Source organism: Oceanobacillus oncorhynchi, from assembly GCF_000821065.1.
Taxonomy (GTDB): domain Bacteria; phylum Bacillota; class Bacilli; order Bacillales; family Amphibacillaceae; genus Oceanobacillus; species Oceanobacillus oncorhynchi.
This window is the reverse complement of the sequence record NZ_CDGG01000001.1, coordinates 1,434,803-1,450,024: the sequence shown is the minus strand read 5'-3', so window position 1 is coordinate 1,450,024 and position 15,222 is coordinate 1,434,803. Positions and strand designations below refer to the sequence as shown.

At 41.5% G+C, this 15,222-nt stretch carries 13 protein-coding genes and 1 other annotated feature; all 13 genes read right to left on the bottom strand.

The genetic code is table 11. The features are described from left to right. Nucleotides 1-124: 124 nt before the first annotated feature. The 13 genes from rpoC to rlmB all read right to left on the bottom strand — a co-directional run bounded on the left by rpoC (nucleotide 125) and on the right by rlmB (nucleotide 15,222). Complete coding sequence (rpoC, locus tag BN997_RS06650; RefSeq protein WP_042530759.1) at nucleotides 125-3,739, bottom strand: DNA-directed RNA polymerase subunit beta'; 3,615 nt, start codon at nucleotides 3,737-3,739, stop codon at nucleotides 125-127. A 215-nt stretch (nucleotides 3,740-3,954) separates the two neighbouring features. Next, nucleotides 3,955-7,500, bottom strand: a complete 3,546-nt coding sequence (gene rpoB, locus BN997_RS06645; RefSeq protein ID WP_042530757.1) for a DNA-directed RNA polymerase subunit beta — start codon at nucleotides 7,498-7,500, stop codon at nucleotides 3,955-3,957. Between the two features lie 412 nt (nucleotides 7,501-7,912). Beyond that, complete coding sequence (locus BN997_RS06640) at nucleotides 7,913-8,518, bottom strand: class I SAM-dependent methyltransferase (RefSeq protein WP_042530755.1); 606 nt, start codon at nucleotides 8,516-8,518, stop codon at nucleotides 7,913-7,915. Between the two features lie 277 nt (nucleotides 8,519-8,795). Continuing rightward, entirely contained in the window at nucleotides 8,796-9,161 is a 366-nt protein-coding gene (rplL, locus tag BN997_RS06635) for a 50S ribosomal protein L7/L12 (RefSeq protein ID WP_042530753.1), read from the bottom strand. Between the two features lie 54 nt (nucleotides 9,162-9,215). Next, entirely contained in the window at nucleotides 9,216-9,713 is a 498-nt protein-coding gene (rplJ, locus tag BN997_RS06630) for a 50S ribosomal protein L10 (RefSeq protein ID WP_042530751.1), read from the bottom strand. 49 nt (nucleotides 9,714-9,762) lie between these two features. Beyond that, nucleotides 9,763-9,905, bottom strand: a sequence feature (ribosomal protein L10 leader region). Between the two features lie 49 nt (nucleotides 9,906-9,954). After that, nucleotides 9,955-10,647, bottom strand: coding sequence for a 50S ribosomal protein L1 (rplA, locus tag BN997_RS06625; protein ID WP_042530749.1), 693 nt, complete (start codon nucleotides 10,645-10,647; stop codon nucleotides 9,955-9,957). A 175-nt stretch (nucleotides 10,648-10,822) separates the two neighbouring features. Then, entirely contained in the window at nucleotides 10,823-11,248 is a 426-nt protein-coding gene (rplK, locus tag BN997_RS06620; protein WP_042530747.1) for a 50S ribosomal protein L11, read from the bottom strand. 213 nt (nucleotides 11,249-11,461) lie between these two features. Next, on the bottom strand, nucleotides 11,462-11,998 hold the full coding sequence (nusG, locus tag BN997_RS06615; RefSeq protein ID WP_042530745.1) for a transcription termination/antitermination protein NusG: 537 nt from the start codon (nucleotides 11,996-11,998) through the stop codon (nucleotides 11,462-11,464). A 329-nt stretch (nucleotides 11,999-12,327) separates the two neighbouring features. Further along, nucleotides 12,328-12,501, bottom strand: coding sequence for a preprotein translocase subunit SecE (secE, locus tag BN997_RS06610; RefSeq protein ID WP_042530743.1), 174 nt, complete (start codon nucleotides 12,499-12,501; stop codon nucleotides 12,328-12,330). Between the two features lie 49 nt (nucleotides 12,502-12,550). After that, nucleotides 12,551-12,715, bottom strand: coding sequence for a 50S ribosomal protein L33 (gene rpmG / locus BN997_RS22475; protein WP_256705463.1), 165 nt, complete (start codon nucleotides 12,713-12,715; stop codon nucleotides 12,551-12,553). Nucleotides 12,716-12,981: 266 nt separating this feature from the next. Then, the gene (sigH, locus tag BN997_RS06605) at nucleotides 12,982-13,635 is read right to left on the bottom strand and encodes an RNA polymerase sporulation sigma factor SigH (RefSeq protein WP_042530741.1); all 654 of its coding nucleotides are present in this window, start codon (nucleotides 13,633-13,635) and stop codon (nucleotides 12,982-12,984) included. A gap of 327 nt (nucleotides 13,636-13,962) precedes the next feature. Next, complete coding sequence (locus BN997_RS06600; protein ID WP_042530739.1) at nucleotides 13,963-14,469, bottom strand: NYN domain-containing protein; 507 nt, start codon at nucleotides 14,467-14,469, stop codon at nucleotides 13,963-13,965. After that, nucleotides 14,470-15,222, bottom strand: a complete 753-nt coding sequence (gene rlmB, locus BN997_RS06595; protein WP_042530737.1) for a 23S rRNA (guanosine(2251)-2'-O)-methyltransferase RlmB — start codon at nucleotides 15,220-15,222, stop codon at nucleotides 14,470-14,472. It lies immediately after the preceding gene.

Genomic DNA, 15,222 nt, shown 5'->3' with positions numbered 1-15,222 from the left:
ACCTTGAATATAGTACCACCCTCAATATTGTTTGTCAATATATTCATGGTATTTTTTTAGACTGCTTTCAAAAATAGCGCACTTATTTATTATCAGGAGGGAGAGGCTCCCTCCTGATTACATATTATACTCTTTGTGTGCTTTCTTCGTCTGCGACTTCTTCATCTGATTCCGGCGCATCAAGCTCTGCTTCTAACGTACGGTATTGAGGCATCCCTGTACCAGCTGGAACAAGTTTACCAATGATAACATTCTCTTTTAAGCCGAGAAGTTCATCGCGTTTTCCTTTAATCGCAGCATCTGTCAAGACACGAGTCGTTTCTTGGAAGGATGCAGCTGATAAGAAGGAATCTGTTTCAAGCGATGCTTTGGTAATACCAAGTAATACCGGGCGGCCTGTTGCAGGCTCTGTACCTTCTTTAAATACCTTATGATTTGCATCTCGGAATTGGTGCAGTTCAAGCAGGGAACCTGGCAATACTTCTGTATCTCCAGAAGATACAACACGGATTTTACGAAGCATCTGGCGAACCATTACCTCAACGTGTTTGTCTCCAATTTCTACCCCTTGCATACGATATACACGCTGTACTTCTTTCAGCAAGTAGTCTTGAACACCTTCTACACCTTTCACTCGAAGAAGTTCTTTTGGATCAACGGAACCTTCTGTAAGCTCTTGCCCGGCTTCCACTTGATCTCCTTCTTGAACTTTCATACGGGCGTTGTAAGGAACGGCATAGCTGCGCTGTTCTACATTCCCTTGGATAACAATTTCTTGTTTATCCTTCACTTCCTTCATTTCCAGAACGGTACCGGCAACTTCTGTAATGACTGCCTGCCCTTTTGGATTACGGGCTTCAAACAGCTCTTGGATACGCGGTAAACCTTGCGTAATATCGTCTCCGGCAACCCCGCCTGTATGGAAGGTACGCATTGTCAGCTGTGTACCAGGCTCACCGATAGATTGAGCTGCGATAATTCCAACCGCTTCGCCAACCTCTACATCGGAGCCTGTAGCTAAGTTACGGCCATAACATTTCTGACATACGCCATGTTTTGTGTTACAAGTGAAGGCAGTACGAATAATGACTTCCTCGATACCGGCTTCCACAATAGCTTTTGCCTGGTCTTCGTGAATAAGTTCATTTTTCTCGACAATGACTTCTCCTGTTTCCGGATGTGCCACATTTTCGAATGCTGTTCTGCCAATCAAACGATCTAGAAGCGGTTCAATCACTTCTGAGCCGTCTACGAGTGCAGCAACTTTCAAGCCGCGATCCGTTCCGCAATCTTCCTCACGAATAATAACATCCTGTGCCACATCTACAAGGCGGCGGGTCAAGTAACCTGAATCGGCTGTTTTCAGTGCTGTATCGGCAAGACCTTTACGAGCCCCGTGTGTGGAAATAAAGTATTCCATTACTGTTAGTCCTTCACGGAAACTTGATTTGATTGGGATCTCAATGATTTTACCAGATGGGTCGGCCATCAATCCACGCATACCAGCAAGCTGGGTGAAGTTTGATGCATTACCACGGGCACCGGAATCACTCATCATATAAATCGGATTTCGGTTGCTCAATGAGCCCATCAAGCGATCCTGAATAACATCTTTCGCTTCTGACCAGATGGCAATGACACGGTCATACCGCTCTTCTTCTGTAATCAGACCACGACGGAATTGTTTTAACACTTTATCTACTTTCGATTGTGCTTCATCTAAGATACCCTGTTTTTCAGCAAGTACAACGATATCTGAGATACCAACTGTCATACCGGCTTTGGTAGAGTAGCTGAAGCCTAAATCTTTCATACGGTCAAGCATTTTAGAGGTTTCTGTGATTTTGAATCGTTTGAATACCTCCGCAATAATATCACCTAAGAAGCCTTTCTTAAATGGCTTAACCTCTTCACGGTTTTTAATTTCCTCTTTAATGTCTGTACCAGGATCAATAAAATAATTTTCTGGTGTTTTTTCTTCTAAATTCCCTTTTGTAGGTTCGTTCATGTAAGGGAAAGAATCCGGAAGAATTTCATTAAAGATCAGCTTACCAACTGTAGTTAACAATAGCTGGCTATTTTGTTTCTCTGTAAATGTTTTATTATTTAAGCTGGATGCTTGCACTGCAATACGTGTATGCAGATGAGCATACCCAGTTTGATAAGCAATTAATGCTTCGTTCGTATCTTTGAAGTAGGAACCTTCTCCAACAGCACCTTCACGCTCTAAGGTAAGGTAGTAGTTTCCAAGTACCATATCCTGTGATGGTGTAACAACTGGTTTCCCGTCTTTCGGGTTAAGAATGTTTTGTGCTGCCAGCATTAAGATTCTTGCTTCTGCCTGTGCTTCTGCTCCAAGCGGAACGTGTACAGCCATTTGGTCTCCGTCAAAGTCAGCGTTATATGCGGTACATACAAGCGGATGCAAACGGATGGCACGGCCATCGACCAATGTAGGTTCGAATGCCTGAATACCTAATCTGTGAAGCGTTGGTGCACGGTTAAGCAGTACCGGGTGTTCTTTAATAACATCCTCCAGAACATCCCATACATCAGGGTGCACTCTTTCAATTTTTCGCTTCGCTGATTTAATGTTGTGAGCAAGGCCTCTGGATACGAGTTCTTTCATAATGAATGGTTTGAATAGCTCTAACGCCATCTCTCTTGGCAGACCACACTGGTACATTTTCAAATGCGGTCCAACAACGATAACGGAACGTCCGGAATAGTCAACACGTTTACCTAACAGGTTTTGACGGAAACGCCCCTGCTTCCCTTTCAGCATATGAGAAAGAGATTTTAACGGACGGTTACCTGGTCCTGTTACTGGACGGCCGCGACGGCCATTATCGATCAAAGCATCGACAGCTTCCTGAAGCATCCGTTTTTCGTTCTGAACGATAATGCTTGGAGCACCTAAATCGAGCAGACGTTTTAAACGGTTGTTACGGTTGATAACACGACGGTAAAGGTCATTTAAATCTGAAGTAGCGAAACGTCCGCCGTCTAATTGAACCATTGGACGAATTTCTGGAGGGATAACCGGAAGAACATCTAAAATCATCCAGCTTGCTTCGTTTCCAGAATTACGGAATGCTTCCATTACTTCCAAGCGTTTGATTGCACGAGTACGACGCTGACCATGAGCTGATTTCAACTCTTCACGCAGTGCATCCACTTCTTTTTCTAAATCAAGGTCTTGCAATAATTTGCGGATAGCTTCTGCTCCCATTTGAGCTTTAAAGTTATTGCCATATTTATCATAATAAGAGCGAAACTCTTTTTCAGAAAGCAATTGCTTTTTCTCAAGCGGCGTGCTTCCCGGATCTGTTACGATATATGCAGCAAAATAGATAACTTCCTCTAATGCACGGGGAGACATATCCAATACTAATCCCATACGGCTTGGGATACCTTTGAAGTACCAAATGTGTGATACCGGTGCAGCAAGTTCAATATGTCCCATACGTTCACGGCGCACTTTCGCTTTGGTTACTTCTACGCCACAGCGGTCACAGACAACACCTTTGTAACGAACGCGTTTATATTTACCACAGTGACATTCCCAATCCTTCTGCGGGCCAAAGATACGCTCACAGAATAAACCGTCTTTTTCTGGTTTTAACGTACGATAGTTAATTGTTTCTGGTTTTTTCACTTCACCGTAAGACCAAGAACGAATCTTTTCTGGTGAAGCAAGCCCTATTTTCATGTACTCAAAATTATTTACATCCAACAAGGGGCAATCCTCCCTTTTACAAGTTAAGAAAGTTTGAGAAAACCTGGCTTATCGTCATGTCTCGGCGAAAGTCGGGGATTTTCTTAAATCAGGTTTCGTTTTTATAGAAAGCGCAGAATGGTTCTAAGGAAAAGGAAATTCTACGTAACCCGCGTCTGCGGGCAACGTAGAAGTCACCCTAACACATGAAAAGTGAACCATTACTGCACAAATTTTTATTGATTAAGCGGTTCTTCCACTTCAATGTTAAGCTTCGTGGATGTTTGACCTTCCTCATCTTCCAGTTCACGCATATCAATCTCATCTTCGTTACTAGAAAGCATCTTCACGTCCATACCAAGACTTTGAAGCTCTTTGATGAGTACTTTAAATGACTCAGGAACACCCGGTTCTGGCGCATTATCCCCTTTTACGATTGCTTCATATGTCTTCACGCGTCCAACGGTATCATCTGATTTAACCGTTAAGATTTCTTGAAGTGTGTATGCAGCACCGTAAGCTTCTAATGCCCAAACCTCCATCTCACCAAAACGCTGTCCGCCGAATTGTGCTTTACCGCCAAGCGGCTGCTGCGTTACGAGAGAGTAAGGTCCAGTTGAACGAGCGTGCAGCTTATCATCAACCATGTGTGCAAGTTTAATCATATACATGACACCTACAGATATACGGTTGTCAAAAGCTTCTCCTGTACGTCCATCATAAAGAACGGTTTTTGCGTCCCTCGGCATACCGGCTTCTTCAAGTGTTTCCCAAACATCCTCTTCTGTCGCTCCGTCGAATACCGGACTTGCTACATGCAGTCCGAGCTGTCTTGCAGCCATTCCTAAATGAAGCTCAAACACCTGTCCGATATTCATACGTGATGGTACCCCTAATGGGTTCAACATAATGTCGATTGGTGTACCGTCCGGCAAGAATGGCATATCCTCTTCCGGTAAGATTTTGGAGATAACCCCTTTGTTACCGTGACGTCCTGCCATTTTATCGCCTTCATGAATTTTACGTTTTTGAACAATATATACACGAACCAGCTGATTCACACCTGGTGGTAACTCATCGCCATCTTCACGATTAAAGATTTTTACATCTAAGACGATGCCGTCACCGCCATGAGGAACACGCAGGGAAGTATCTCTTACTTCACGCGCCTTCTCACCGAAAATCGCATGTAATAAGCGTTCTTCTGCGGAAAGCTCTGTCATTCCTTTCGGTGTTACTTTCCCTACAAGAATATCACTGTCTGTTACTTCTGCACCGACACGGATAATTCCTTGTTCATCAAGGTTTTTAAGGGCATCTTCCCCAACGTTAGGAATATCTCTTGTGATTTCTTCAGGTCCCAGCTTCGTATCGCGGGATTCTGATTCAAATTCTTCAATGTGAATAGAAGTATATACATCATCTTTTACAAGACGTTCGCTCATAATGATAGCATCCTCGTAGTTATAACCTTCCCAAGTCATAAAACCTACAAGAACGTTTTGACCTAATGCTAATTCGCCGTCTTCCATAGAAGGACCATCTGCAAGAACTTCTCCTTTTGTCACACGTTCTCCTTCTGCAACAATCGGACGCTGGTTATAGCAAGTTCCCTGGTTAGAACGTTTGTATTTCTGTAAACCATAACGATCTAAGTCACCTTCTACTTCTTTGCCATCTACTTCTGAAATGCGGCGCACCATAACGGTTTTTGCTTCCACACGCTCGACAATTCCATCATGACGGCAGATAACAGCAGCACCAGAGTCTTTCCCGTTGACGTATTCCATACCAGTTCCAACAATCGGCGCCTTTGGATTCATCAAAGGAACAGCCTGACGTTGCATGTTTGCTCCCATTAGTGCACGGTTGGAGTCATCATTTTCCAAGAATGGAATACATGCAGTCGCTGCGGATACAACCTGTTTTGGTGATACGTCCATATAATCAATTCGATCGCGTGACACAATAATGTTATCTTCACGGAAACGAGCGATAACTTCATCATTCACAAAGAAGTTATCATCATCTAATTGGGAGTTAGCCTGTGCAACAATATAATTATCTTGTTCATCCGCTGTCAGATAATCAATCGTATCTGTTACTTTTCCAGTCTCCGGGTCAACACGGCGATATGGTGATTCAATAAAACCAAACTTATTCACTCGCGCATAGCTGGACAGCGAGTTAATAAGACCGATGTTCGGCCCCTCCGGCGTCTCAATCGGACACATACGGCCATAGTGAGAATAGTGAACGTCTCGTACTTCGAATCCGGCACGTTCACGTGTCAAACCACCTGGTCCAAGAGCTGACAGACGACGCTTATGCGTTAACTCGCCCAACGGATTGGTCTGGTCCATAAACTGTGATAGCTGTGAGCTTCCAAAGAATTCTTTAATGGATGCAATAACCGGACGAATATTGATCAATTGCTGTGGTGTTACGCTGGAAGTGTCCTGGATAGACATTCTTTCACGCACAACACGCTCCATACGGGATAATCCGATACGGAATTGATTTTGAAGTAATTCGCCGACCGAACGCAGACGGCGGTTCCCCAAGTGATCAATATCATCTGTGTCCCCTACTTGATGAAGCAGATTAAAGAAATAACTGATAGAAGCTAAAATATCAGCTGGTGTGATATTTTTAATTTCTTTTGTTACTTCCCCATTTCCGATAACAGTTAGTTCACGTTCTCCGTTCGGATCAGTTGGATCAAGAATTTTCACAGATTGTACTGTGATTTCTTCTTCCAGCACACCGTCATGCGGAGTGATCGCTTTGTCTCCGAAACGATCTTCTTTTCGCTCAAGATATGGAAGAATCTTATCTAATAATTTTCTTTCCAAACGGTCGCCTTTATTCGCAATGACTTCTCCAGTTTCAGAATCAACAACAGGCTCTGCAAGCACTTGGTTGAACAAGCGATTCTTGATATGGAGTTTTTTATTCATTTTATAACGTCCCACATGCGCTAAATCATAGCGTTTCGGGTCAAAGAAGCGAGATACTAATAGACTCTTCGCATTATCTACTGTCGGCGGTTCGCCAGGACGAAGACGTTCGTAGATTTCTAAAAGAGCTTTCTCTGCATTCTCTGTGTTATCTTTTTCTAGCGTATTTCGTAAATATTCATTTTCGCCTAACAAATCAACAATCTCTTGATCTGTACCAAATCCTAAAGCTCTTAACAGAACGGTAATTGGTAATTTACGAGTACGATCGATACGGACATAAGCAACATCTTTTGCATCTGTTTCAAACTCTAACCATGCTCCACGGTTTGGAATAACCGTTGTTGCAATGCCGCGTTTCCCATTCTTGTCGATTTTTTCGTTGTAATAAACACTCGGCGAACGCACAAGCTGTGATACAATAACACGCTCTGCACCATTGATAATAAATGTTCCTGTGTCTGTCATTAATGGGAAATCACCCATAAATACTTCCTGTTCCTTTACTTCTCCGGTTTCATTATTGATTAAACGAACCTTCACGCGAAGGGGAGCATTGTATGTCACGTCTCTTTCTTTTGCTTCGTCTACAGGATATTTCGGATCACCCAAACTATAATCCACAAACTCAAGTGATAGATTTCCTGTAAAGTCTTCAATCGGAGAGATATCCTGGAACATCTCCCTTAAACCTTCTTCTAAGAACCATTCATAAGAAGCGGTTTGAATTTCGATTAGGTTAGGTAATTCTAACACTTCATTAATACGTGCATAGCTCCTGCGTTGGCGGTGCCGTCCATACTGAACTAGTTGACCTGTCAACTGCTTCACCCCTTAAATCATCCATTTTAGTAGTTGTTTCTACAAAATGTAACTCATATTTAAAAGAACGTCTGAATAAATCATCTGTTCTTTAAAAAATAAAACTATAAACTCATTATCCTATCATTTGCATCCTTTATCACTTTCCCTCTCTACGGCTTATTTTTCTTAAAGATAAAACTTTCTTTTCGCTCATTGAAAAATATAGCCTTTCCAAGGATGTTGTGATTTTAGATTGTGCAGATGAAAGAATTTTGATAAACTATAGAAAAGCGATTTGTCGAACCTTTGTTTTTCCCGATTCTACAAGCCTTTCCCATTTATAAAGATTTTATACGTCCAGCCTGGAAAAATGCGCTAGGCAAACGTACCCTAATCTTAGCATCTTCCAATCTTAGCATATCCCTATTTATTAGTCAAACTTTTTCGCTCGTAATATAAAATAACCTTTTTTCTTTACAACTACTTCTACATTGCCAAAAACCTCTTCCAGTTTACCTTTCGCAGATGGAGCTCCCTGCTTTTTCTGAATAACCGCCCATAAATCTCCATGATTGGATAAATGACCCCAGGCTTCTTCAAAAATAGCATGCACCACTTTTTTACCGGCGCGTATCGGCGGGTTTGTTACAATGGAAGCAAATGTTTTTTCATTTAATTGCTGATATAAATCACTTTGAAGAATGGTTGTATTGGAGATTTTATTGATTTCTGCATTTTTTTGAGCCAATTCCACAGCACGTTCATTCACATCAACCATAAAAATGTGTCTGTCTGAAAAGTCGGAGGCTAAGGATAATCCGATTGGCCCGTACCCGCATCCCACATCTAATATTGGTCCATCAACCTCGGGCTCCTGAAAAGATTCAATAAGCACCCTTGATCCAAAATCCACTTCACTTTTTGAAAAGACACCAACATCACTCGTAAATTGAAACGTCCTCCCCCGCAGGTCAAAAGACCAGCTTTGCGGCAGCGATTTTGCTTGAGGCTGTTTAGAATAATAATGCTCCGTCATATGGATCCGCACCCACTTTATATGAATTAAGAAAAATACCTGGGCCGCAATCGTACACTTCCTGATGATAGGACGATGTTCGAGCCGGCAACACTAACTTACATCTAATAGAAACAACCCAAATATTTTCTTGTTTAAAAAAAGGTCACCTGTTCAACTAAAAAACATTCTCGTATATAAACTTGAACTTTTTCTAGTGACAAAAGTGACCTTTATGGTTTCGTGATAAAAGAGCCCGCCTAAAATACGACGAGCTCTTTTTCTTATATTTGCTAAATTATTTAACTTCTACAGAAGCACCAGCTTCTTCAAGTTTACCTTTAATTTCTTCAGCTTCTTCTTTAGATGCTCCTTCTTTAATTGCTTTAGGAGCGTTATCTACTAAGTCTTTCGCATCTTTCAAGCCAAGTCCAGTGATTTCACGAACCGCTTTAACAACTTTGATCTTAGATGCACCAGCATCGTTAAGAACAACGTCAAATTCTGTTTTTTCTTCTTCAGCAGCACCGCCGCCAGCAGCACCTGCTGCAGCAACTGGAGCAGCAGCTGTTACGCCGAACTCTTCTTCGATTGCTTTTACTAAATCGTTTAATTCAAGTACAGTCATTTCTTTAATTGCACTGATCATTTCTTCGTTTGTCATGATTAAAATCCTCCTAATAATAAGTTTGTTTTTATAAATAAACCGTTTGGTGTATTATGCACCTTGTTCTTCTTTTTGCTCTGCAACAGCTTTTGTAGCATAAGCAAAGTTGCGGATTGGAGCTTGAAGTACGCTAAGCAGCATAGATACCATACCTTCGTAGTTTGGCAGGTCTGCAAGCTCTTTGATTTGTTCAAGTGAAGCAACACTTCCTTCAATAACCCCGCCTTTAATTTCTAAGGCTTCATGGTCTTTACTGAAGTTATTCAAGATTCTCGCTGGAGCTACTACATCTTCACTGAATGCAATGGCGTTCGGTCCAGTTAAGACTTCACTAAGTTCATTCAGTTCTACAGATTCTACCGCACGGCGAACCATCGTATTTTTATATACTTTGAATTCAACACCTGCTTCACGAAGTTCTTTACGAAGTGCAGTAACCTCTGAAACGTCAAGACCGCGATAGTCAACTACTACTGCAGATTGGCTATTGCGAAACTTATCTGCGATTTCCTCTACTAATTGTTTCTTCTGTTCAATAATCCCTGACATCTTTCCACCTCCTAATAACAGTCCCTATTATTACACCGTTCGAACGTGCTTTTCTATTAAAAAAGCTCCCATGCAGACATGAGAGCTTACTTAGATTGGCAAAACGGTTTGCCTTTCTATAAATAAACACCTCGGCAGGCTGATTAAGCTCTAAAGAGCCCCTGCTGTCTACGGTATAACATTCGATTTTATTAAACCGAAAATTAGTATATCGAACGTTGGCTTAAAAGTCAACTACTAATTAACGGAAGCTTGAAACGTCAACTTTGATTCCTGGTCCCATTGTAGATGCAATAGAAGCATTTTTAAGGTAGGTTCCTTTAGAAGCTTGAGGTTTCACTTTTACAAGTTGATCGGTAAGAGCAGTAAAGTTTTCTACTAATTTCTCTTCATCGAAAGAAATTTTTCCGATTGGAACATGAATATTAGCAGATTTATCAACACGATATTCTACTTTACCAGCTTTAATGTCTTGAACAGCTTTTTCTACTTCGAAAGTTACTGTTCCTGTTTTAGGGTTTGGCATTAAACCTTTTGGTCCTAAAACACGACCTAATTTACCTACTTGAGCCATCATATCCGGAGTAGCAACAATCACATCAAAATCGAACCAGCCTTGGTTGATTTTATTAATATAATCTTCTTCTCCAACATAATCTGCACCAGCAGCTTCTGCTTCTTTCGCTTTCTCACCTTTAGCAAATACAAGAACGCGTTGTGTTTTACCAGTACCATGCGGTAAAACCATTGCTCCGCGGATTTGTTGATCTGCTTTTTTAGGGTCTACACCAAGACGAAAAGCAGCTTCTACTGATTCATCAAAGTTTGCTTTTGCAGTCTTTTTTGCAAGCTCTACAGCTTCTTTTATTTCATATGCTTTTGTACGATCAATCTGCTTTAAAGCTTCTTGATGTTTTTTACCATATTTAGCCATATTAATTATATCCTCCTCTTTTGTGGTTATAACGGTTGTACCTCCCACGAGACAAGAGAATCACTCTTGTCCAGCATGTGAATCATCTATCGATTTATTCTTCTCCCGAATAAGGCTGCGGATGAAAACAGCCGCAACCTTTTAACTACAAAACGTTTGTCTACGGAATACCGAATTAGTCTTCGATGGTGATTCCCATACTGCGCGCAGTACCTTCAACCATGCGCATTGCCGCATCAACATCAGCTGCATTTAAATCCGGCATTTTTGTTTCAGCGATTTCTTTTACCTGGTCGCGTTTTACAGTAGCGACTTTTGTTTTGTTAGGTTCACCTGAACCAGACTCGATTCCAGCTGCTTTTTTAAGTAGCACTGCTGCCGGCGGAGTCTTTGTAACAAATGTAAATGAACGATCCTCGAATACAGTGATTTCTACAGGGATAATTAAACCTGCTTGTTCTTGTGTTCGAGCGTTAAATTCTTTACAGAATCCCATAATGTTAACACCTGCTTGACCTAGAGCCGGCCCAACTGGTGGTGCTGGATTTGCTTTTCCCGCAGGAATTTGCAATTTTACTAATTTGATTACTTTTTTAGCCACGAGACACACCTCCTTAAAGTCCGTGATGTGGTAATAGGGTCTCTTATTTTATTTACCCTCCCACTCATTTCCTGTTCCCCTTTTAATTGAGAACAAGAATAACAAAAGAATCTTAGCATGAATTTGTGAAAAAAGCAAGCCTTGATTCTTGAAAATACCTTACTCCGCAGAACTTGTCTATACTGCTGTCACATTCTTGCTGGTCTGAAAGACTTATGAAAGCTTGTCTACTTGGGAGAAATCCAGTTCAACTGGTGTCTCTCTTCCAAACATATTCACATGTACTTTCAGTTTTTGTTTATCTGTATCAATTTGTTCAATCGTTCCTGTGAAATCTGCAAATGGACCATCTGTGACACGAACGCTTTCTTTGATCTCAAAGTCAACTTGAACAGTTGGTTCGCTGACACCCATTCTTTTCAGCACAACGTCTACTTCATCCGGCAATATCGGTGTCGGCTTTGCGCCGTGTCCGCTGGAGCCTACAAATCCGGTAACGCCAGGAGTGTTTCGTACCACGTACCACGAGTCGTCTGTCATCACCATTTCTGTTAAAACATAGCCTGGGAAAGATTTTTTCTTCACCATTTTTTTCTTGCCGTCTTTAATCTCTGCTTCTTCATCTTCCGGAACAATTACACGGAATATTTTATCTTCCATGCCCATGGACTCTACTCTTTTTTCAAGGTTCATTTTCACTTTGTTCTCATAGCCGGAATACGTGTGAACCACATACCAATTCTTTTCCATTTATATCGGACAATAACTGTCCTGTCCCCTCCTCTTCATGAATAAACGATAGCTTTTTTATCTAGCTCCGAGCGCCAAACTTTAGAGATTTCACGTCGCGCTTATGCCCTGCGGGTGAAAGTCAACATCGGTTCGTTACCTCACCGTGTTTCCTTTATCTCTTTAAGCAAAGGAAGTTCGACTAAGGTCGAACCACCCCAAAGTTCGGGGCGCAATCTCTACGTTTTTAGCAGGCGCTCTCCGCTTTTCTTATCCAATTTAAAAAACCCGCATAAATCGGGTTTTCACTGACTTTTTCTTCTTTTCATTATACCTGCATTATAAAGGAATTATTCAAAAAATGCATCTAAAAATTCTGATATGCCTAAATCAACAACGAAAAAGAATATTGCCATAAAGATAACTGTAGAAATTACCACAAAGGTATAGTTTCTTAGTTCTTTCCCTTTTGGCCAGCTTACTTTCTTCATTTCATTGGAAACATTCTTTAAGAACTTAAACATTTTATCTCTTTCCCCCCGAACTTACGCGAATCTATCCATCAATCTATATCTACTTGGTCTCACGGTGCAGCGTATGTGTTTGGCAATGTTTACAGAACTTGTTCACTTCTAATCTCTGCGATTGATTGGCTGCGTTTTTGTTCGTTGAATAGTTCCTGCTAGAACATACTGCACATGATAAGACAATCTTTTTGCTCATAATTTCCACCCCCATACATAGGGACATAGACTATATTAACATAGCACTTCGCTATCATTATGTCAATGTTATCACTCTTTTCAAAAGCACGACATTCTCTTCCGTTTCTATACAGGATAAGATAAAATGTTTGTTTAAAAGCATTTATTCCGTTACTGGCGCTGCGCTTTATTAAAAAATAAATATTTTATTTTGTTAGATGTAAAAGGAGGAAGTCCGGTAATTCCACATATATACTTCTTTGATTTCCTCTCTAAAATCTACAGGCAGATAACAGCGTTTTAAATGGTAACCCCATTCTCTTCAAGCAGGATTTCTAATTTTCGTTTCACCCGTACTAAAGCGTTATCAATTGATTTTACATGGCGATTTAATTGTTCAGCAATTTCTTGATAGGTACAGCCGTCCAAATATAGCTGCAGCACCTGTTTTTCCAATCCGCTCAACAATTCTGATAATTTAAATTCCATTGCTCCGTACGCTTCCCGATTAATAAGCGTTTCCTCCGGGTCGCTGTCCTCTGGACTGGAGATGACATCCATCAATGTCCGGTCAGATTCTTCCTCATAGATTGGCTTATCTAAAGAGACATACGAATTTAAGGGGAGATGTTTTTGCCTCGTTGCTGTTTTAATCGCCGTAATAATTTGTCTGGTCACGCATAATTCTGCAAATGCTTTAAAAGAAGTTGGCTGCTCCAGATCAAAGTCACGGATAGCCTTATATAATCCAATCATTCCCTCTTGAATAATATCTTCTTTGTCTGCGCCGACCAAAAAGTAGGTTCTTGCTTTTAACCGTACAAAATTTAAATACCGATGTATCAGGAGGTCCAATGCATAACTGTCACCTTGATCGATTAATTCCAGCAAATTAATATCTTCTAGCTTGTCCAGTTTCTTGCTGCGTGTATTGATTTGCCCACCATTCACCAACAATCCCCTCCTAAATCGATATCTCCAAATATATCCACGATAGGCACTATTATACTAGACGAGCCGAAATATCGTCAACGACCCTTTTATGACAGAAGCAGTCGCAATTTGTCGTTTTCGTGAAAATCACTAAGACTTTTCACCTAATGAATGAGTGTCTAAAAAAACGTGAACTGCTTACCTGCCATGCTCTCAAGCTGTATTTTTATTTCCTATCTAAAAATATTTTTCATCAAAGCCATGTTTGTTCGGAGCGACATGGACAGGAACACTTCTCATGAACTGGCTGAGAGGCATTCCAGTCTATTATACTTTCCATGTATTATTCTATTTCCCGCGGCGCATCTCTTCAAACCGTTTTCGTAACTCTTGGTTTATCGGAATTTTAACAGCAGGCTTTTCTTTTTGATGCACCTCAAGATTTATACGGATTTCCTGGTTCATATCATCCATCTCAATCTGCAGCTCTCTGGCAGACTTACGCAGCGCACCCTGTCCGAAAATAGTACGCTGCTCTGCATAATCGGACGTTGCAACATACACCTGCGTTTGGATATTTTTTACGGTCTTCACGAGCTTCTCGATACATTCATCTGCAGTTTCTTTTTCCTTTGTGTAGATTACTTCCACTTTATGTTTTTCTTCTTTCGATTCAATTCCACGAACATAGTAAGCATCAAAGACGACAATCACGCGGTCTCCGGTAAATGCCTGATACTCTGCAAGGAGTTCAATAAGCCGGTCTCTTGCCTGTCCAATATCTTTTTCCTTCAGCTGCTCAAGCTCCGGCCACGCACCGATGATATTATAGCCATCTACAATTAATACAACCATTTAAGCACTCCCTAGCGGCAGACGCTTTCTGAGCACTTCATAAAGAAGTAAACTGCATGCAACAGAGGCATTTAGGGAGGATACTTGTCCAACCATCGGCAGGCTCACCGTCCAGTCACATTTCTTTCGCACGAGGCGGCTTATTCCTTTTCCTTCATTTCCAATAACTAATCCGAGAGGCAGCGTTCCATCCAGCTGCCGGTAATCTTCATCCGCATCCGCTTCCGTCCCAATAATCCATACATTTCTTTCCTTAAGTTCATCAATGGTATTCGCTATATTGGTCACTCTGGCAACAGGAATATGCTCTAACGCTCCTGCTGCTGTTTTCGCTACCGTTGCGGTTAAACCCACGGAACGATGCTTCGGGATAATTACTCCATGTGCCCCTGTTGCATCCGCCGTACGTAAAATAGATCCCAGATTATGCGGGTCCTCTAATTCATCCAGCAAAATAAAGAAAGGAGCCTCCTCTCTTTCCTCCGCTTTGGCAAAAAGGTCTTCCAGCGAGGCATAGGGATAAGAAGCAACGGAAGCAATCACTCCCTGATGATTCCCCTCCTGCATCTTATCCAGCTTCGACCTCGGAGCCTTCTGAACCACTGCTCCTGCTTCACGGGCAAGCTGCTGTATTTTATGCGCAGCCGCTCCCTGCAATTGTTCGGATATCCAAACCTTATTAACAGAACGGCCAGATTTCAATGCTTCGATTACGGGATTCTTGCCCATAATCCATTCCTTTTCCTGCGTCAT

Excerpts from the sequence above, each read along its gene's own strand:
- BN997_RS06600 (WP_042530739.1), bottom strand. The coding sequence starts at position 14,469 with ATGGTTGTATTAATTGTAGATGGCTATAATATCATCGGTGCGTGGCCG.
- BN997_RS06640 (WP_042530755.1), bottom strand. The coding sequence starts at position 8,518 with ATGACGGAGCATTATTATTCTAAACAGCCTCAAGCAAAATCGCTGCCG.
- nusG (WP_042530745.1), bottom strand. The coding sequence starts at position 11,998 with ATGGAAAAGAATTGGTATGTGGTTCACACGTATTCCGGCTATGAGAAC.
- rpmG (WP_256705463.1), bottom strand. The coding sequence starts at position 12,715 with ATGGGGGTGGAAATTATGAGCAAAAAGATTGTCTTATCATGTGCAGTA.
- rlmB (WP_042530737.1), bottom strand. The coding sequence starts at position 15,222 with ATGACGCAGGAAAAGGAATGGATTATGGGCAAGAATCCCGTAATCGAA.
- rplA (WP_042530749.1), bottom strand. The coding sequence starts at position 10,647 with ATGGCTAAATATGGTAAAAAACATCAAGAAGCTTTAAAGCAGATTGAT.
- secE (WP_042530743.1), bottom strand. The coding sequence starts at position 12,501 with ATGTTTAAGTTCTTAAAGAATGTTTCCAATGAAATGAAGAAAGTAAGC.
- rplL (WP_042530753.1), bottom strand. The coding sequence starts at position 9,161 with ATGACAAACGAAGAAATGATCAGTGCAATTAAAGAAATGACTGTACTT.
- rplJ (WP_042530751.1), bottom strand. The coding sequence starts at position 9,713 with ATGTCAGGGATTATTGAACAGAAGAAACAATTAGTAGAGGAAATCGCA.